Below are 16,602 nucleotides of genomic sequence, written 5' to 3'. Positions count from 1 at the left end.
GTTATTTATTAATTTCTAAATTTTTAATTACATCATATTCAATTGTACTAGTAAGTATAAAATCTTTTATACTTAATATTTCTTTTAGTTCATCTGGCATCTCAATAATTGCTTTTGAAATTTTTTCAACTATTTCTTTACTAACTCTTGGATGACTTGCAAATGGATGACTTGGATAATTGTTAGTTTTATAAACAATATCTATTTTATCTTTATCTTCTGTATCTTTAAAATTATCAAATGTTCTTTTTATTCCACCACCAAAATCACCAACACCTCTTGCAATTCCTTTGTAAACAGAATCATGAGAATTTACATAAATTACTTTTGTTTCTTTACTTATATCAAAATTGTATTTTTCTTTTAATTCATACTTTGTCAAAAGTGTTGCAGCAAATGCATTTGGTGCGGGAAAAAGAAATGTAGTACCTTTTAAATTATTAACATTAAACTCTTTATCTTTTTTACCTAAAATTATTCCAACTATATTTTCATTGGATCTTACAAAAGCATTATAATTTTCTCTTTTATTTGCAATAATAAAATGATAGGGATTCATATAAGCTATATCATATTGACCATTATAAAGTTTTTCTTCAAATAAATCTATTGATTTTTCTGTTTTAAATACAACATGAATACCTGTTTTTTTATCCAAGTAATCAGTTACTTTTAACCATTTTTTTGATAATTCTAATGGACTTTGTTGAGGAACTACACCTAGTACTATTTCTTGAGAAAATAATACTGTTGTAAAAAACATAAAACATAAAACTCTTTTAAACATCATCGCTCCTAATTAAATTAATTTTTCTTTTGATATAAATCCAATAAAATTATAAACTTCAAACCTTTTTCACTATTCATTACTTTTAATTCACCATTAAAATTATTTTTTACTATTAGTTTAACCATATATAAACCAATTCCTGTACCATCAACTTTTGTTGTATAATAAGGGTCTAGAATTTTTTCTAAATTTTTATTTTCAATTCCACCAGCATTATCTTCTATGAATAATACTACTTTTGAATCGTTGGCAAATAATTTAATATTTATATCTTTTTCAAAAATACCTCTTTCAATAAATGCATCTATTGAATTATTTACAATATTTATAACAACTTGTGCAAGTTCCATTTTTACACCTGCTATTTCTAATTTTTCATTAAGTTCTAAATTAACTTTTATATTATTTACAATAATTTTACTTTTCAAGATGGCTAAAGCAAAATTTATTGCTTCTGAAATATTAAAAACTTCTTTTTTCTTATTTGGATTATAAAAATCTAAAAATCCGTTAATTGTTTCATTCATATAATTAATTTGAGATTTTGTATTTGTAGAAAATTCCTTAACATATATATCATCAACTTCTCCTTCTTTATAAGAATACTCTACACAATCACAATAAAGAGATAATACATTTAATGGCTGTTTTAATTGATGTGAAATTATTCCTATCATTTCCCCTAAACTTGCCATTTTACTATTATGAACCAATAAATTTTTAGTTTTAACCAAATCCTCTTTTGAATTATTTAGATTTTCATAAATATCAATATAAACTTTTAATTTAGAAATTAATAAATTATTATCAATAGGCTTAGTAATGTATTCAATACCACCTATTTCATAAGCTTTTGATTTATATTCTTCATTATTATATATTCCTGTAATAAATATAATAGGAATATCTTTTATAATTTCTAAATCTTTTAAATATAGTGTAAACTCAAAACCATCAACTTCTGGCATTTGAACATCCATTAAAATTAAATCAATTCGTTTATTAAGTAAAATACTCATAGCATCATTTGCATTTGTTGCTGTAAAAATATTTAAATCAAAATTATCTTCAATTAATAACCTAAGTGAATATATATTTTCTTCAATATCGTCAACTATTAACACATTAAATTTTCCCATTGATAAGCTCCCCTTTAAAAAACTGAATGTTTTTTAAATTTTCTATTAAATTTTCTATTGATATTCCTTCTTCTAAAATTATTAAATTTGATTTTATTATTTTTTCATTATCTATTATATTTTGTAAATTTTTTATTTTTGAATCTAAAATAAGTAAATTGTTGTTATTTTTAATATCATCAATTTTCTCTTTTAATTTATCTTCATTCAAAATAGGTATTACTTTTAATCCATATTTTTTTAGATTTATTGTCAAATTAAATTGTTCTATACTATTTGAGTGAAATAAATATATTTGTTTTTCTAAAAAAATTTTATCAAATAAGAAAACAGATTCTTTTATATCACTTTCAGTTTTATTATAATTTTCTAATATATTTTTATTAGATTTTTTATAAATTATATATTTAAAAGTAGAACCTATTCCTTCTTCACTTTCTACAGTTATATATCCATTTAACATTTTTGACAATTGTTTAGAAATAGCCAATCCAAGACCTGTACCTTGATGTTTTTTACCCATTGAATCATCAATTTGTTTAAATCTATCAAAAATATAATTTAAATTATTTTTAGATATTCCTATACCTGAATCAATTATACTTATTTCAAAATATTCATCAAATTCTTTTGATAATATTTCTACCTTACCTTCCTTTGTAAATTTTAATGCATTACTTAGAAGATTTGGAATGACCCCAAAAATATAGACATAAAATAATTCAGTTAATTAATATAACAATTTAGAGAAAATTGTAAATAATTGAAGGAATTAAAAATGGGAAGAAGAGAATATAGTGAAGAGTTTAGAAGGGATGCTGTAAAACAAGTTGTTGAGAATGGATATGGGATTGTTGAAACAGCTGAGAGATTAGGTGTACATCATGATTCTTTGAGAAATTGGATAAGAAAGTACCAATCACCTGAAGCAGAAGTAGAAACAAAAAAGTTTCAAGATACACAAGCTGAAATAAAAAGATTACAAAAAGAGCTAAAAAGAGTTACAGAAGAACGAGATATATTAAAAAAGGCCGCAGCGTACTTTGCAAGCAACCCAAATTAAAGTACGCATTTATTAAAGTGCATGAAATACAGTACACAATAAGAAGAATGTGTACTGTGTTAAAAGTTCATCCAAGTGGGTATTATAAATGGTTAAAACAACCTATTTCAAATCTTGAAAAAGAGAATCAAGAACTTCTTATTGAAATAAAAAAAGCATATAAAGAATCAAATGGAATTTATGGTTATAGAAATATTCATAAGGATTTGAAAGCTTCAAATATTCATGTAAATAAAAAAAGAGTTGCAAGATTAATGAAAGAAGCAAAACTTTGTGGAATAGGAAATTATAAAAGAAGACCTAAGTATAAAGCAGGTTCAATTCATAAAGCTCATCCAAATCATTTAAAACAATGTTTTATATCACAAACTCCAAATGAATCATGGGTAAGTGATATAACTTATATAAGAACTCATGAAGGATGGATATATCTTGCAATTATCTTAGATTTATTTTCAAGGAAAATTATAGGATGGGCAACAAGTCATAGAATTACAACAGATTTAATAATTCAAGCATTAAAAAATACTAAATATAGAATTCCAAAAGATGGAGTAATTTTACATTCAGATCAAGGGAGTCAATATAGCTCATATGAATATAAAACTTTTTTAAAACATCATAACATCACACCAAGTATGAGTAGAAGAGGAAATTGTTATGATAATGCAGTTGCAGAAAGTTTTTTTAAAACATTAAAAAAAGAGTTAGTAAGAAAAACCATTTTTAGAACAAGAGAAGAAGCAAGAGATAAAATATTTGAATATATTGAGATGTTTTATAATTCAAAAAGAAGACATAGTTATTTAGGTTTTATAAGTCCAAATGAATTTGAGAAAAGGTACAATGAAAATGTTACTCAACCTGAGGTGTTAACTGATTAAAAAAGTGTCTACTACTTCGGGGTCATTCCAATTTTTTATGATTTGTTTTGTTCTATGTTCATCAGTAAAGATATTATCATTATTAATTTGGAAATTATTGATAAATCCAATATTTTTATTATGAGCAATTGGCGCAAATGAATCATATAATTCTTCAATCAAATTTTTCAAAGAAATATTATTTTTAGTAATTGTTAATTCTCCTGCTTCTATTTTAGAAATATCTAATATATCATTTATTATTTCAGTCAAATCTTCAGAACATTTATTAATTATTTTTATATTCTTTAATGATAAATCGTCTAATTTATTATCTTTATTATTTGCCATAACTTTTGAAATTATACTAATTGAGTTTAGAGGTGTTTTTAATTCATGGCTCATATTTGCAAGAAAATCATCTTTTATTTTATTAGCTTTTATAAGTTCTTTTTTTTGCTTTTTTAATAGATGATTTACTTTTTCTAATTTATTATAATTTAAACAGGCATTAACACTTAAATTTAATTTAGAGATTAAACTTTCAAACATAAGAAGAAAAAAAGAGCAATCAACATCAACATTTTTTGAAGCTAGAAATAAAATACCATTATCTAAATTGATTTTTAAAATTATCAAATCTTCATCATTAATTATAGATAATTGATCTTTATAATCATCATATTTTTTATAATCAAAATCAATAATTTTTCCAAAACTATCAAAATTTTCAAATGTCATATCTTCTGTAAGTAAACAAAAATGTCCATAAAAGGCATATGATTCACTTACAAAAGTTTTTAAAACTTCATGAATCATCTCTTTTAGATTAACACTATTTCCTATTGAACAATGACAACGATATGCGATTGATAATTGTTCTATTAACAAAGTACACCTACTACGCATGACTTATTATAAAAACTAATATATTTATCTGAATCGTTACATATTTCGCCAAAAGTTAGAGCACCGAATAATGTTGCATCTTTTTTCATGTGACTTTTTATTTCATCTAATTCATTAGGAAAATTATTCCCTAAAAAAATTGATCTAGATATACAATTAAATATAATAACATCTTCATTTGCACATGAATTTGACTCTTCTAAAAGTTCTTTTACAGCATTAACTGAAGATTTAATTAAATTCTTATCATCTCCTTTTAAAATATTTATTGTTGAATTCTGAAAAATATCACCAACTAAAACTATATTGTTATTTTTATCAATGTAAATAGGATCTCTAACTATCGTTTGATTATTTAATTTAACAATACCCAAAGGGTATGATTTTGCAATATCAAAAAAATTATCATCACTAAAAATCATTCCAGAATTTTTTTCTACTATACTTTTATAAACATCGAATGCGTTCTTATAATTTAGTGTTTTTAATATATTTTTTTCAGAGTTTGTAGTTAAAAATGGTCCATCTAAATATTCCCATCCATTACTTATTTTACTATGTAAATTCATAGATGTTGCAATTATAATTGCTGCATTTTTATATATTTTATCCTTTGTGAAAATTACAGGATCATTTTCAAAAGTCATTTTTCCTGCTCCTCCACCTATAACTTTTGCATTTTCACAAACCACTTCAAATAAATTTTCTAAAAATTTAGTAATATTTTGACTTAAACCATCAAGTAATACTAAAAATGATTTTCTGTTTTCAAAAAAAGTACTATTAACATCTAAATAATTTAAATCTTCAACAAGAAGAAAATCAGAATTTTCTTCTAAAGAACAAACAATTAACCCTTTATTGTAATATTCATTATTATAAATTACAAAAGGAACTATTCCACCAAAAATTTCACCATTATAATGTTTCAGATTTTCTAAATTAATATTAGTATATTCAGCTACTAAAATAAAAATATTTTCAGTATTATTTTCGTTATCTTCTAAAAAATCTTTTAACGAAAAATAAAATTTACCTTTTTTCATTTCTACGCCTTTTAATCATTTTTACAATTATATTTAAAGATAGTATTAGAAAAATATCAAAAAATAAATTTTTAGAAATAAATAATGTTTTGATTAATTCTTTTCTATTTTTAATTAATAATGATTCTTCTCTTAATTTTTGGAATGATAATTTAAGAGCAAAAGTAGTTTAAAGGGAAAATCTAAAAAGGAAAAAGACTAGTACTATTATAGAGTAGTTTTTTCAAATCTTCATAATCTTGATTTTCTATACATACTCTTGTTAATTAGCAAGGTGAATAATTTTACTATCTTTTGCTTGTCTTACAATTTGTGTTAATGTATATTAATTTTTTAATCTAAAAACCTTATTAGAACTCTCATTTACTGGCAATAACTGATATTGGTCACCTATAAACAAAATCGTATTTACATAACATTTTTTAACAACTTCAATTATAAATTCAAAAAGTTCATTTGAAATTGTCAAATACAAAGGTAAAATGTACCAGTAGTGCAAAGTAAAAATGGTAGAAAAACAGAAGTGATTTAAGTTTTAGAAGGTAACTTTTTTATTAATTTATCTGCCAATTTTTACACTTCGTTTGACACTAATAATACGTTTTTCTCTATATTAGTTATTATATTAGGTTTTTTAAGGAATAATCCTTAAAGCACATCAATCACTCAAAATTAGCGTAGGCGGTTTTTGTACGGTGATTGGTCGATGTGCCTATTTCACTTTTTATTAAAATATGAGATTTATACTTTTTTATACTTAATTCTACTAATTTATTTTTAATTATACAAATCTATTAAAATTTATCTTTTTTTATCTAAAATTATATCTTTTTATACAAAATTATCAATTATTATATTTTTATTGAAGAAAAATATAGGATTTAAAAAAAATTAAAAAAATGCTACAATACAAGAATAAAACACCTCTTGAATCACTAACTTTAGTGATTCAGTTTTAAATAGCTTTTTGTCTATTTTGGGGTGTTTTTATTCTATATTTTTTTGTGTATAAATTTTCATAGACGGAAACTCTAAAGCACAAAGTCGTGGGTTTATTACTTTTTCTTTTTTATAAACGCAACCTAAGTCAACATTTGCATCAAATGAAGTTAATTTTGCTTCACTTCTTGGTGTGTGTCCATAAACATTAAAAATATCTTTATTATCAAATTGTTTATATCTTTTATAGAGCAATTGATTTTCAAAATCTTCAATATCAAATTTATCTTTACTATCTCTTTTATCCCATACTTTTCCAACAGCTGAGTGAGAAACAACTAAATATCTATTATCAGTAGTTTTATAATCTTTATATTCAAGACATAAAGGAAGAGTTTTTATAAAATCATATTGTTTATAATATTCATCTTTTGAGGTGTATGATTTCAAAGTTTGTTCACCTCCACATTTTAAAAGCCAATATTTTGAATCTGACAAATCTTCATTCTCTTTTGAAGGGGCATATTCTAAAAACATCTCTTCATGATTACCTTTTACACAATCATAATTATTATCCATAATAAATTTTACAACTTCACAAGAATTAGAACCTCTATCAATTAAATCTCCAACAAAAACTATTTTAGAGTTTTTTTTATTTGGAAGTTGTTCTATTAATGCAAGTAGTGATTTATAGCAACCGTGAACATCACCGATTATATATATTTGTTCCATCTTGTATATACTTATTCCATGTGGTATATGTTCTTAATATCTTCTTCAACAAAAAATCTTTTATACCAATTTGTTGAAGCAACAAGAAACATCCCATCAATATCATCATTTAAAGCTTCAAATAATAAATAAAGAGGATTTAATTTGCTTTCATATATTTTCTTTTTTGCTTCAAAAAGAAGCTCATTGGCAAATTTAATACTTTCTATTATGTTCACATCATTTTTATTTTTTGGAACTATTTTAAAATCTTTGTATTCCAAATCTTCAAGAGGAATTTCAATATTTAAATTAAATCTTTTAATGTATTCATCAAATTTTGGCAATAATTCATCATAGATTCTATTTGCTTCTTTAATTAAAACTCTCAATCTTTCTAAATAATCTTTTTTTGAAATCTTCCTATCAAGAGTTGTAGAAATGAACCAGTCTAATTCTCCATAAAGAGCATCTCTATAAAAATCATCTTTATCTTCTTGATTATATCTAATCAAATCAGCTATATTTCTCATTCTATTTCCTCATAACTCTCAACAATTTCTAATATTTCTTTATAAACCCCATATTCTTTGTAATCACCAGTCAAAGGAATTCTCATACCGCCTTTTAATTCATAATATCCTATCTCAAAAAGTTCTATAAATTTGTTATCTAGTTCTTTTAAAACCCTATCTTTTCCAAACTTTTCACATAAAGTATGAATATCTTGTTTATTCATATTTCCTAAATATCTTTTAATTACATTTGAAACTGTTTTAATTGATGGTTTATCTGCATTTGGTTGTTTATAAAAACAATTATCTGTAAAATCTTTTGGATTAAAAACTACTAGCTCTTTATCTTCAAGCATTTTTTCTTTAATTAAATTTGCTCTTTTAATTACCGCATCAAGCATTTCGCAATAATCAACTTTTGAAATATCTTTATTTTCTGCGTGTTCTTGAATATGAGCAACTAATTCAAGCAGTTCATCTGCATACCAGTTTTCTCTACTTTTTTTACATTTGCGACTAGCTTTTAAAAATTCACTTACATCTTGCATTTTAAATCTTTTTCTTTTGCACATTTATCACAAGACACTAACCGCCAACTACCGCTTTTTACTTCCCTTAATTCTCCATCTGCTCCACAATATTCACATATTCTTTCTGATTTATCTTCTGCTTCATAAATTAGTGAATCAATTAATTTTTCAACAATTCTTGGAACAGATGAATTAAAGTAGTAATCAAATCTCAAACTTGCATATTTACTTTTTATATGTTCAATTTGTGGAAGTTCACAACTTGCTAATTTGCAAAGCTCTTCTATATTTTTTCCTAATTCATAAACTAAATCTGTCCATCCATTTAATATTTGATAAGGTACTTTATTTTTAAATAATTCTAGCTCATTCAATTTAGCTCTATTTTCTTCGCTTAATCTTGATTTAGATTTTTGTATTGTTTCAATAATTCTTTCTTCAAAATTCTCTTCCATTTTCAAGCCTTTTTCAACTCTTTTATAAAAATTTTTGTATCAGGATTTCTGATTGCTCTTAAACTTATATCAGAAAAAATCTCTATTAATTGCTCCTGATTAAATACATTTTTCAAATTATCTACTGATACATATTTCAATACTTTTTTTCTCAAAACATCATAACTAATTGGAAAATCTTCATCATCTTTTGTTCTTAAAATATTAAAAACATCAACTGCATTTATTTCATAATCCCAACATACCGCTTCAAAACAAGCAACTTTTTCCATGATTTTTCTTTTTAAAATTGGCGATTTAATCTCTTCAAATTTTAATACTTTGTAAGGTTTTGTATTAATTTTTTCATTTTCTAAATCTTCTCTTTGTTTTTTGTCTAATTCTTTCCACTCTTCTGCTGTAATTGAATTTCTTTTGTGTTCATCACAAGAAACAAACCAATAACCACCATCAACTCTTAATTCCCCATATTTGCCACAAGTTTCACAAATATTAGCAGATTTACTTACTGTTTGGCTTACTAAAGCTCTAATACTTTTTTCAACAATTGGAGGATATTGCGAATTTAAAGTATTGTAATAAAATCTTAGAGTTCCCATTTTTTCTTTTATTTGTTGAATCATTGGAAGTTCATAGTTTGTTAATTCACAAAGCTCTTCTATATTTTTTCCTAATTCATAAACTAAATCAGTCCAACCATCTTTAAATTCAAATGGTACTTTTTCAAAGATTTTTAACTCTTTTAATTTTTTTCTGTTTTCTGAATTTTCTAACATTTTTTTACTCCATAGGAACAGTTTTTACACCATCTTCATAACCAATTTCTAAAAACTTATTTAAGAAGTTTAAATAGTTATCCCCTATTTTTTCACTTGCAGAAGCTCTTGAGTAGTATTCAATTTTTACTTCATCTTTTGGAACTAAATTATCTATTTTAATATCTAAAAAAAGTGAGATATTAAACTCATCAACAATATCATTAATTCTGTTTTTGACAGATTCTAAATTTTTATTTTCTTTTGAGTTTATTTTTAAAACAACTTCTACATTATCTTTTTCTTTTATTATGAACATATTTAACTCCAAATTAAAGTGTATAAAAGAGTTTATAGAAGCATTATTTTGATTCTAAATCTTTTAATTCAAATTACGTTATTCTAATACATAAATTCTTAAATTATTGTTTAAATACGTTAAACATATTTAAACATTTAGAATTATTAATTATTGGAAAAATGAATGGATAAATTTACTTATAGGTTAGATTTAACAGAAGATGAATTTAATTTAATAAAAAACAATCTAAATGAGAATATATTATCAAAAGCAAAAAAGATTAAAGTATCAGAAAAAAAAACTGATTCAATGAAAAGAGCTACATTTCATAGAAGTGAAATAGCAAGAGCAAAATTATTTGATGCAATTTTTGATTTAACTGAAAAAGATATTGAAGTTACACAATACAATCTAAAAAAATATAAAAATATACCTTACCATACTTCAAAAAAATATCTTGATATTTTTAATGAACTAGAAAAATCTTCGCAAGAAAATCAAGAAGCATTAACATATACAGAAGAAGAAATTAAAGAATTAAAAATATATCATAATCAAAAAGAAGAATCATTTAGTTTACAAGTGTATGAAAAAGAATTATTGAAAGAATGGCAAGAGATAAAAGCTAAGAGAAAGAAGTGAGTGTTTTTTTGAGTTAGTGTTCAAATCACTTAAATGAAATGAACACTTATTTTTAAGAATCAAACTGCATGATAATAAATATACTCAATTTCTTCCTTTGTGAATTTTTCTATTAATTCCTCTTTAGAGATTCCTTGAATATACCAAGCTGTAAATTTTTCATTTTGAAAAATTATACTTAGTTCAAATTTTGTTGTATATACTGCTAATATCACATCAATTTTTTCTCTTTTTCCTTTTATTTTTTTCATTTAAAATCTCTTTATTTTGTTCTAAATTTTCATCTATATATGGATAAATCAATTCTTGTGATTTTTCTTCATCCTCAATTTTATCAACTATTTTTTTAGGCTGTTTAGTCATTAAATTATTACAAATCTCTGTTGTTTCTTTTATTGAGACACCTATTTCTTTAGTAAAAAAATCAATAATAGATTTGGGTTTTTGTCTATTAGTTTTATTGTTGATTTTATTATCATCAACAACTTCAAACTCATCAAGATTAATATTATATTTTTTAATTGCAAAATCTAAAACTATTTGAGCTGATAAGTTTTCTTTTAAAAATTTTAAATCGTATACTTTTTCAGATTCAAAGATTTTTGATTCATTTTCAAGAATAAAATTATCTAGTTGAGATATTGGTCTAGTTGGTTTTATTTCAACTTTTTTTATCTCTTTTTTTTCTTCTTCTTTTTTTTGAGTTTGATTTTGCTCTTCAACTTTTATAAGAATTTGTTTTTTTGCTTCTTTGATAAATTGAGGTGTTCCATCAATTTTAATTTCTAAAAGATTCCAACCTTTTGCAAGAGCTATATCAAGCATTAATTTAACTTCTTCATGAGTAGAATCTTCATTTGAATAAGAGAGTATTTCATCTTCTTTATCTTCAATTTTTATACCTTTTGAATGATTGATAAAAGTTGCATTATTTTCATTGTTTTCATCAACTTTTATATAATATCCTTCTAGTGAATCTTGAATATTTACACCATAATGTTTATAAAAAATCTTTTGTTGGAAAGTTAAAGATTTAATAGAGTTATAATCAGCTTTTTTTGAGTATTTTTTTTCAAAATCTTTCTTTATTTGTTTATCATCTTCATAAATTTTTTTTAAATCTTCTATTGATTTTTTACTTCTTCTTTTTGTTATTTCCTCCACTCTTTTTACATATACATCATTTAGAATTTCCTCTAGCTCTTGTTGTGTCATATCTTCGAGTTTTTTATGATTTTTTTCAGTTGAATTAACATCTACAAATCGTTCAAATCCCTTACCCTGTAAGTTTATATCTTGAACTATTTTTTTACCACTTTTATCATTTTTAAAACTTTTATTTATTAGTTTTACATAGTTATTATTTTTTGTATCAACAACTCTGTAGTCTATTCCCTCTTTGAAGTTCATTTGATTTTTTAGAAAATAAATAAGTTCCTCACGGTCATTCAACTCATCAAGTAATTCAATCCATTCTCTACGGTCTCTCCCTAATTGTGAATCAAAGTTTTTAATTCTAAACTCTTTTCTTTTAGTTTGCTCAAATCCAAATTTGAAGTTAGATTTTCGCACCATTACATCATCATAATATGAATTTATGGCAAATAAATTACGAAGTTTAGTATCACTTAATGGGTTTAAGAACGATACAGCTAAATGTATATGGGGATAACGTTTATATCCGTATTCATCGTACTTTAGCTTTGGATAATGAAGCTCTGAATAAGCAATTACTTCGTTATAAATGTCATAACCTGAGAAATGGTGCTTAATATAATCTTGAACTAACTCTTGCATTAATGCATTTTGTTCATCTTTTGTTGGCAAAGATTCTATTTTTTGCCAATCACTATCTGAAAAACCAAAGGTTATATGCATACTTATTTCAGAGAATTTTTTATGATTTAGAACATAATCTTCAATTTTTTCAAACTCATCTAAGTTACCCCAAATTGGGATAACTATATCTTTTTCATTTCTTAAGAAATTTGAATCTTTTTTTACACCATCACGAAGATATTTTGCTAAACCTCCAGTTTTATTTCTTCTTACACGAACTATCAAATTAAGCTCCTAATCTATTTAGTTGATTTTGAATTAGTTTTAACTCAACTAATAAAGCCTGATAATCATAATTATTTAAAGCATTTTTTAAATTTGCAACATTTAAGACATAGGCTATCTCATTAATATTTACTCCACATTTTCGAACTTGTGTGGCTAGGCTGTTGTAATCTTTTTTTACAACAACTTTACCTTGAGATAATATATATCTAAAGTATTCTGCTTTTTTTAGACCACTATCTTGAATTTTTGAGTTTAGATTTTGAAAAAACTCTTCACTTACTCTTATTTCAATCCTTTTATCTTTTAGAACTTTTGTTTTAAGCTGTTTTTCTTGCTTTTTCATTTTTTATTTTTTAATTTTATTGAATAAAATACTTAAAAATACCGACTGTTGTTAGAGTCAACAATGTACCTATACCAACACCACCTAATAAAACTTTAGATATTAGATTTTTTTCTAATTTTTCAATTCTTTGTAAAATCTCATTTTCCTCAAGCCAAAGCCTATTTAATTTTATATAAGCGTTGTTTATTTCATTACTTTTTTGAGTTATAAAAGTTTTAAATCCATTTATATATTTAACTAGTTGAGTTAAATCATCAAACTCTTTTTTACCAACAAAATCAAGTTTTAGTGTCTCTATTTCGAGTTTTAAATTTTTTGAATCTTGGAGTTTTTGAAATAAATCCTCTAACTCTTTTTGTGAATTATAAATATCTTGATGTTGATGATTTAAATTTTCACTAATTTGAAGAAGATGATTAATTAAACCCTTTTCTCCACCAAATCTTCTCTCAAGAGCTTTTAACTCTTGAACAATTTTAATTACCTCATTTGCAGATAATTCACTACTCATTTTTTATCCTTATTCAATGTTTTATCTAGTTGATTAAAAGCTGGAATTAGTGTTGTTTTTAGGTAATCCTCAGCCTCATCGTAAATCTCTAACATAATTGACAAATTATTAATTTTAGAGGTATCATTCTCATCTAAAGCTTTATCAAAAGCAGCTTCAATTCCTTTTTTTGAATCTAAATCAGTTGCTAACTCATAAACAGATTTTTTTAATTTCCTGCTCAAATCTATTACATCACTATCTTTTAATACTATATATGGGTATTTTTTTAAATCTTTATCTGAAAAAAAATCACCATACTGAAATTGCACTCTTTTAGGATTACGAACTCTTGAAAGACAGAACATGATATTTGCATTTGAATCCATATCTAAAATAATATCTAATGTTTTTTTTGCGTTTTTTAAGTCTTGAGACCCTCCTGACATAGGGATGACAAATAAATCCACTTTTTTAAACATTCTTGATTTTTTTAGTCCCTCAAGAAAAAGAGTTGTTGTCTTATTTCCTCCAACATCAAAAAGATGAATATCTGTATCACTATCTTTTGAAAATAGATCCCTTAATGTAGTTGTAATTTCAGCTCCATCACCTACTTCAATTTGTTCACTTAAAATTGCTGATTTTGTGAAATTTTGAGAATCTTTGTTTTCATCATCAAATTCGAAAATTTGTGCTTGCAAACCTTTATACAATCCATATGCTCCACCTACTTGCATAGTTTTTGTACTCTTTGAAGAACCACCTTTATGATTGGTAATAACCATTTTTATTTTTTTCATTTAACACCTTTCATTTAATCTATTTTAGAATTGAACATTGCAATTGCACTTAACTCTTCCTCGTTAAGTGTTGCTATTTCTTCTTTTTTTGTATCTCTATTTTGAGATACACCTTCTTCTATTTTGTCTCTTTTTATTGGTTTTGATATTTCATCTTTTTTAAGATTTTTCAAACAAAATCTATAAAAAAGAGGTTCAGAGATATTTATATCAAACACTTCACAAACCATTTTATTGACTTGCCTAACAGTCCAATACACCATCAATTCTTCAATTTCAAAAATAATCAACTTTAACAATTTTGAAAATTTTAATTTTTTTAATCTATCTTCACCTATTTGCTGAATTATTTCTTTTTTTCTATTTTGAAGATTTTCCATCAATTTTCATCTCCAATTTTTTTAATTTAGGCTCGACTTTTTAGGATTTGTCAAAATCCGTTAAAAAAAGTGAGCAAACAACTGGCTAGGTAGCTCATTTTTAACTGAAAATTAATCCAGTTGTTTTACGAGTGCCTATATTTCTATCTCTATTACTTGAGTATGAGCATTTGCTTGAGCAAGATTTTCAAGCTTCTCAATCTCTAAATCTTTTGATAATTGTTTTTCCAAAAGCTGTTGATTCAATTTATCAAATTTTTCAGTTTCATCTTCTTGAGAATTAATTTTTTTTACTTTATTTAAATTTACTTTTATTTTATTTTCTTTTATTTGTTGAGCACTCGTTAAGCATTCGTTCAACGACCGTTGACTTGAGTCTATATCACTCATATTTATTTGTAGTTGTTTTAATTGTTCTTCTAATTTCTTTTTTCTTCTAATTGCACTTATTTGACCTGCAATTTTTCTTTGCTCAATCGCTTTATGCATTACCTCCATTCTTCTATTAAGACTTTTTGAAAAGAAAAAGCACTCATCCTCAATCTCAAAGAGATAATAATTTCTTACAACAACTTCAAGTTTTACTAATGTTGTATTATATTTTCTAGCTAATACTGACAGTAGTTTGAGTGGATATTTATAGTTTTGTTGCTCCCGTAAAGTTTCAATCAAAATCCAGAATATTCCATAGCCTTCTAATCCCAGTTCTTCAATTAAAAGCATGATTTTAAAATCATCTTTTGCATTAGCATCATGTGAAAAATAACATGTTTCTTTTTTCTCATTTGCACTCATTTAAATTATCCTTATATATTTATAATGAGTTAAATAATCGTTAGTTATAATATAAACGATTAAAACCTTAATCCGTTTTAATTCTCTCTCTTTTGACTGTTTGGCGACGTAAAAGAGGGAGTTTTATCTCTTGCTTCTTTTTGTTTTTGAATCCAATCTTGTAACTCATTATTACTATATAAGTCTATTTGAGTATTTGGAAGCCTCATAGGTTTTATAAAATCACCACTATTGATTATGTCATATAGTTTATTTCTCCCTATTTTGAGTATTTTAAGAATATCTGGTTTTTTTAATAACGTATCACTCATTTTTCAGTCCTTTAATTTTGAGCTAAAAATTTAGCTACATCTCTTTTAGTGTAAAGATATGATTTACCTATTTTTTTACATTTTGGACCAATATTTTCTTTTGCCCAATTTACGATTGTTCTTGTTTGCACTTTCAATATTTTTGCAACATCATGACTATCAAGAGTTAAGGTTTTTTCAAACCCTAACTCATCAATATCGGATAGATATTTATCTATTAATTGTTGATTCATTTTTGTTCCCCTTAATTTCTCTCCAATTTAGACAAAAATCAATAAATTCTTGAGCATCATTATCTATTTTTTGAGATTCTTCAATTGCAAGTTTCATCACTTCCTCCAAAGCTTTAATAAATTCTGTAAAATTAATTCTTACAATATTTGTATCTTCATCATCTATTGAAAAATAATCAATATATTGTGATTCTTTAACTTCATATTTTTCACCGTTTTCATCTTTTTTTGTTCTTGTAAATATATCTTTTATAGTTATTTTCCCATTAAGTATACATAATGAAAAATTATCATCTGATTGAAGCCAACTTCCACAAAAATAATCTTCTGCTTTAATATTTACTTTACAAGTTGTATCTGAAGTCGTTATATCTTTATCAATATTTTTTTCAAGTTCTAAAACTAGTTTAAAAAGTTCTTGAAGGGCTTTTCCTGTTATTTTTTTTCTATTTTCTAATTTTTCAATTAATGTTTTCATTTGTATTTCCTTTTTTTGAAATTAAATTTATTGAGGCT

23 protein-coding genes are annotated in these 16,602 nt (G+C 24.4%); 2 read left to right on the top strand and 21 right to left on the bottom strand.

Annotation, left to right across the window (positions count from 1 at the left end; genetic code table 11):
- Position 1: 1 nt before the first annotated feature.
- From AELL_RS06100 to AELL_RS06090, 3 genes are read right to left on the bottom strand one after another with little or no spacing between them, the layout of a single operon-like run.
- Positions 2-787, bottom strand: a complete 786-nt coding sequence (locus tag AELL_RS06100) for a phosphate/phosphite/phosphonate ABC transporter substrate-binding protein (protein ID WP_164967273.1) — start codon at positions 785-787, stop codon at positions 2-4.
- 17 nt (positions 788-804) lie between these two features.
- A complete protein-coding gene (locus AELL_RS06095) occupies positions 805-1,929 on the bottom strand; it encodes a hybrid sensor histidine kinase/response regulator (protein WP_118917096.1) in 1,125 nt (374 codons plus the stop codon).
- Complete coding sequence (locus AELL_RS06090; protein WP_226806027.1) at positions 1,916-2,623, bottom strand: ATP-binding protein; 708 nt, start codon at positions 2,621-2,623, stop codon at positions 1,916-1,918. Before AELL_RS06090 ends, AELL_RS06095 begins: the two co-directional genes overlap by 14 nt.
- Positions 2,624-2,707: 84 nt before the next feature.
- Between AELL_RS06090 and AELL_RS06085 the strand changes: the two genes are divergently transcribed.
- Positions 2,708-3,876, top strand: a protein-coding gene (locus tag AELL_RS06085) for an IS3 family transposase (RefSeq protein WP_429697570.1) whose coding sequence is annotated in 2 segments (ribosomal slippage) — positions 2,708-2,960 and positions 2,960-3,876 — 1,170 coding nt in all. Because the reading frame shifts where the segments join, the coding sequence is not laid out codon by codon here.
- On the opposite strand, the gene AELL_RS06080 is transcribed toward AELL_RS06085, so the two are convergent.
- The 8 genes from AELL_RS06080 to AELL_RS06045 all read right to left on the bottom strand — a co-directional run bounded on the left by AELL_RS06080 (position 3,865) and on the right by AELL_RS06045 (position 10,037).
- Positions 3,865-4,746 (bottom strand): sensor histidine kinase, encoded by an 882-nt coding sequence (locus tag AELL_RS06080; RefSeq protein WP_164967226.1) that lies wholly within the window; start codon positions 4,744-4,746, stop codon positions 3,865-3,867. The two genes, AELL_RS06085 and AELL_RS06080, sit on opposite strands and share 12 nt — an antisense overlap.
- Positions 4,740-5,810 (bottom strand): FIST signal transduction protein, encoded by a 1,071-nt coding sequence (locus tag AELL_RS06075; RefSeq protein ID WP_118917093.1) that lies wholly within the window; start codon positions 5,808-5,810, stop codon positions 4,740-4,742. Before AELL_RS06075 ends, AELL_RS06080 begins: the two co-directional genes overlap by 7 nt.
- A gap of 987 nt (positions 5,811-6,797) precedes the next feature.
- Positions 6,798-7,484: a metallophosphoesterase gene (locus AELL_RS06070; protein ID WP_118917092.1), complete on the bottom strand. Its 687-nt coding sequence runs from the start codon at positions 7,482-7,484 to the stop codon at positions 6,798-6,800.
- An 11-nt stretch (positions 7,485-7,495) separates the two neighbouring features.
- On the bottom strand, positions 7,496-7,996 hold the full coding sequence (locus AELL_RS06065; protein WP_118917091.1) for a hypothetical protein: 501 nt from the start codon (positions 7,994-7,996) through the stop codon (positions 7,496-7,498).
- Positions 7,993-8,526 (bottom strand): hypothetical protein, encoded by a 534-nt coding sequence (locus tag AELL_RS06060; protein ID WP_118917090.1) that lies wholly within the window; start codon positions 8,524-8,526, stop codon positions 7,993-7,995. Before AELL_RS06060 ends, AELL_RS06065 begins: the two co-directional genes overlap by 4 nt.
- On the bottom strand, positions 8,514-8,963 hold the full coding sequence (locus tag AELL_RS06055; RefSeq protein WP_118917089.1) for a hypothetical protein: 450 nt from the start codon (positions 8,961-8,963) through the stop codon (positions 8,514-8,516). Before AELL_RS06055 ends, AELL_RS06060 begins: the two co-directional genes overlap by 13 nt.
- Before the next feature lie 2 nt (positions 8,964-8,965).
- The gene (locus AELL_RS06050) at positions 8,966-9,739 is read right to left on the bottom strand and encodes a hypothetical protein (protein ID WP_118917088.1); all 774 of its coding nucleotides are present in this window, start codon (positions 9,737-9,739) and stop codon (positions 8,966-8,968) included.
- Between the two features lie 4 nt (positions 9,740-9,743).
- A complete protein-coding gene (locus tag AELL_RS06045; RefSeq protein WP_118917087.1) occupies positions 9,744-10,037 on the bottom strand; it encodes a hypothetical protein in 294 nt (97 codons plus the stop codon).
- 165 nt (positions 10,038-10,202) lie between these two features.
- Here AELL_RS06045 and AELL_RS06040 point away from each other — a divergent pair, with 165 nt between their 5' ends.
- The gene (locus AELL_RS06040; protein ID WP_118917086.1) at positions 10,203-10,661 is read left to right on the top strand and encodes a hypothetical protein; all 459 of its coding nucleotides are present in this window, start codon (positions 10,203-10,205) and stop codon (positions 10,659-10,661) included.
- Positions 10,662-10,720: 59 nt separating this feature from the next.
- Here the strand turns inward: AELL_RS06040 and AELL_RS06035 are convergent, their stop codons facing one another.
- The 10 genes from AELL_RS06035 to AELL_RS05990 all read right to left on the bottom strand — a co-directional run bounded on the left by AELL_RS06035 (position 10,721) and on the right by AELL_RS05990 (position 16,564).
- Positions 10,721-10,912, bottom strand: a complete 192-nt coding sequence (locus AELL_RS06035; RefSeq protein ID WP_118917085.1) for a hypothetical protein — start codon at positions 10,910-10,912, stop codon at positions 10,721-10,723.
- On the bottom strand, positions 10,878-12,725 hold the full coding sequence (locus tag AELL_RS06030) for a hypothetical protein (protein WP_118917084.1): 1,848 nt from the start codon (positions 12,723-12,725) through the stop codon (positions 10,878-10,880). The genes AELL_RS06035 and AELL_RS06030 overlap by 35 nt, the downstream gene beginning before the upstream one ends.
- Before the next feature lies 1 nt (position 12,726).
- Complete coding sequence (locus tag AELL_RS06025) at positions 12,727-13,071, bottom strand: plasmid mobilization protein (RefSeq protein WP_118917083.1); 345 nt, start codon at positions 13,069-13,071, stop codon at positions 12,727-12,729.
- Between the two features lie 16 nt (positions 13,072-13,087).
- On the bottom strand, positions 13,088-13,585 hold the full coding sequence (locus AELL_RS06020) for a hypothetical protein (protein WP_118917082.1): 498 nt from the start codon (positions 13,583-13,585) through the stop codon (positions 13,088-13,090).
- Entirely contained in the window at positions 13,582-14,367 is a 786-nt protein-coding gene (locus AELL_RS06015) for a hypothetical protein (protein ID WP_118917081.1), read from the bottom strand. Before AELL_RS06015 ends, AELL_RS06020 begins: the two co-directional genes overlap by 4 nt.
- Positions 14,368-14,381: 14 nt before the next feature.
- The gene (locus tag AELL_RS06010) at positions 14,382-14,747 is read right to left on the bottom strand and encodes a hypothetical protein (protein ID WP_118917080.1); all 366 of its coding nucleotides are present in this window, start codon (positions 14,745-14,747) and stop codon (positions 14,382-14,384) included.
- Positions 14,748-14,882: 135 nt separating this feature from the next.
- Positions 14,883-15,542, bottom strand: coding sequence for a Lin1244/Lin1753 domain-containing protein (locus AELL_RS06005; RefSeq protein WP_118917079.1), 660 nt, complete (start codon positions 15,540-15,542; stop codon positions 14,883-14,885).
- 77 nt (positions 15,543-15,619) lie between these two features.
- Positions 15,620-15,853 (bottom strand): helix-turn-helix transcriptional regulator, encoded by a 234-nt coding sequence (locus tag AELL_RS06000; protein ID WP_118917078.1) that lies wholly within the window; start codon positions 15,851-15,853, stop codon positions 15,620-15,622.
- A gap of 11 nt (positions 15,854-15,864) precedes the next feature.
- On the bottom strand, positions 15,865-16,086 hold the full coding sequence (locus tag AELL_RS05995) for a helix-turn-helix domain-containing protein (RefSeq protein ID WP_118917077.1): 222 nt from the start codon (positions 16,084-16,086) through the stop codon (positions 15,865-15,867).
- Positions 16,064-16,564, bottom strand: a complete 501-nt coding sequence (locus AELL_RS05990; protein ID WP_118917076.1) for a hypothetical protein — start codon at positions 16,562-16,564, stop codon at positions 16,064-16,066. Before AELL_RS05990 ends, AELL_RS05995 begins: the two co-directional genes overlap by 23 nt.
- Positions 16,565-16,602 lie beyond the last annotated feature (38 nt).

Source organism: Arcobacter ellisii, from assembly GCF_003544915.1.
GTDB lineage: Bacteria > Campylobacterota > Campylobacteria > Campylobacterales > Arcobacteraceae > Aliarcobacter > Aliarcobacter ellisii.
The sequence above is the reverse complement of the archived record's forward strand: the minus strand, read 5'-3'. Positions and strand labels throughout refer to the sequence as shown.

What these genes read in the sequence shown, in the direction of transcription:
- AELL_RS06100 (WP_164967273.1), bottom strand. Translation starts at nt 787, where the DNA reads ATGTTTAAAAGAGTTTTATGTTTTATGTTTTTTACAACAGTATTATTT.
- AELL_RS06095 (WP_118917096.1), bottom strand. Translation starts at nt 1,929, where the DNA reads ATGGGAAAATTTAATGTGTTAATAGTTGACGATATTGAAGAAAATATA.
- AELL_RS06075 (WP_118917093.1), bottom strand. Translation starts at nt 5,810, where the DNA reads ATGAAAAAAGGTAAATTTTATTTTTCGTTAAAAGATTTTTTAGAAGAT.
- AELL_RS06070 (WP_118917092.1), bottom strand. Translation starts at nt 7,484, where the DNA reads ATGGAACAAATATATATAATCGGTGATGTTCACGGTTGCTATAAATCA.
- AELL_RS06065 (WP_118917091.1), bottom strand. Translation starts at nt 7,996, where the DNA reads ATGAGAAATATAGCTGATTTGATTAGATATAATCAAGAAGATAAAGAT.
- AELL_RS06060 (WP_118917090.1), bottom strand. Translation starts at nt 8,526, where the DNA reads ATGCAAGATGTAAGTGAATTTTTAAAAGCTAGTCGCAAATGTAAAAAA.
- AELL_RS06055 (WP_118917089.1), bottom strand. Translation starts at nt 8,963, where the DNA reads ATGGAAGAGAATTTTGAAGAAAGAATTATTGAAACAATACAAAAATCT.
- AELL_RS06050 (WP_118917088.1), bottom strand. Translation starts at nt 9,739, where the DNA reads ATGTTAGAAAATTCAGAAAACAGAAAAAAATTAAAAGAGTTAAAAATC.
- AELL_RS06045 (WP_118917087.1), bottom strand. Translation starts at nt 10,037, where the DNA reads ATGTTCATAATAAAAGAAAAAGATAATGTAGAAGTTGTTTTAAAAATA.
- AELL_RS06040 (WP_118917086.1), top strand. Translation starts at nt 10,203, where the DNA reads ATGGATAAATTTACTTATAGGTTAGATTTAACAGAAGATGAATTTAAT.
- AELL_RS06035 (WP_118917085.1), bottom strand. Translation starts at nt 10,912, where the DNA reads ATGAAAAAAATAAAAGGAAAAAGAGAAAAAATTGATGTGATATTAGCA.
- AELL_RS06025 (WP_118917083.1), bottom strand. Translation starts at nt 13,071, where the DNA reads ATGAAAAAGCAAGAAAAACAGCTTAAAACAAAAGTTCTAAAAGATAAA.
- AELL_RS06020 (WP_118917082.1), bottom strand. Translation starts at nt 13,585, where the DNA reads ATGAGTAGTGAATTATCTGCAAATGAGGTAATTAAAATTGTTCAAGAG.
- AELL_RS06015 (WP_118917081.1), bottom strand. Translation starts at nt 14,367, where the DNA reads ATGAAAAAAATAAAAATGGTTATTACCAATCATAAAGGTGGTTCTTCA.
- AELL_RS06010 (WP_118917080.1), bottom strand. Translation starts at nt 14,747, where the DNA reads ATGGAAAATCTTCAAAATAGAAAAAAAGAAATAATTCAGCAAATAGGT.
- AELL_RS06005 (WP_118917079.1), bottom strand. Translation starts at nt 15,542, where the DNA reads ATGAGTGCAAATGAGAAAAAAGAAACATGTTATTTTTCACATGATGCT.
- AELL_RS06000 (WP_118917078.1), bottom strand. Translation starts at nt 15,853, where the DNA reads ATGAGTGATACGTTATTAAAAAAACCAGATATTCTTAAAATACTCAAA.
- AELL_RS05995 (WP_118917077.1), bottom strand. Translation starts at nt 16,086, where the DNA reads ATGAATCAACAATTAATAGATAAATATCTATCCGATATTGATGAGTTA.
- AELL_RS05990 (WP_118917076.1), bottom strand. Translation starts at nt 16,564, where the DNA reads ATGAAAACATTAATTGAAAAATTAGAAAATAGAAAAAAAATAACAGGA.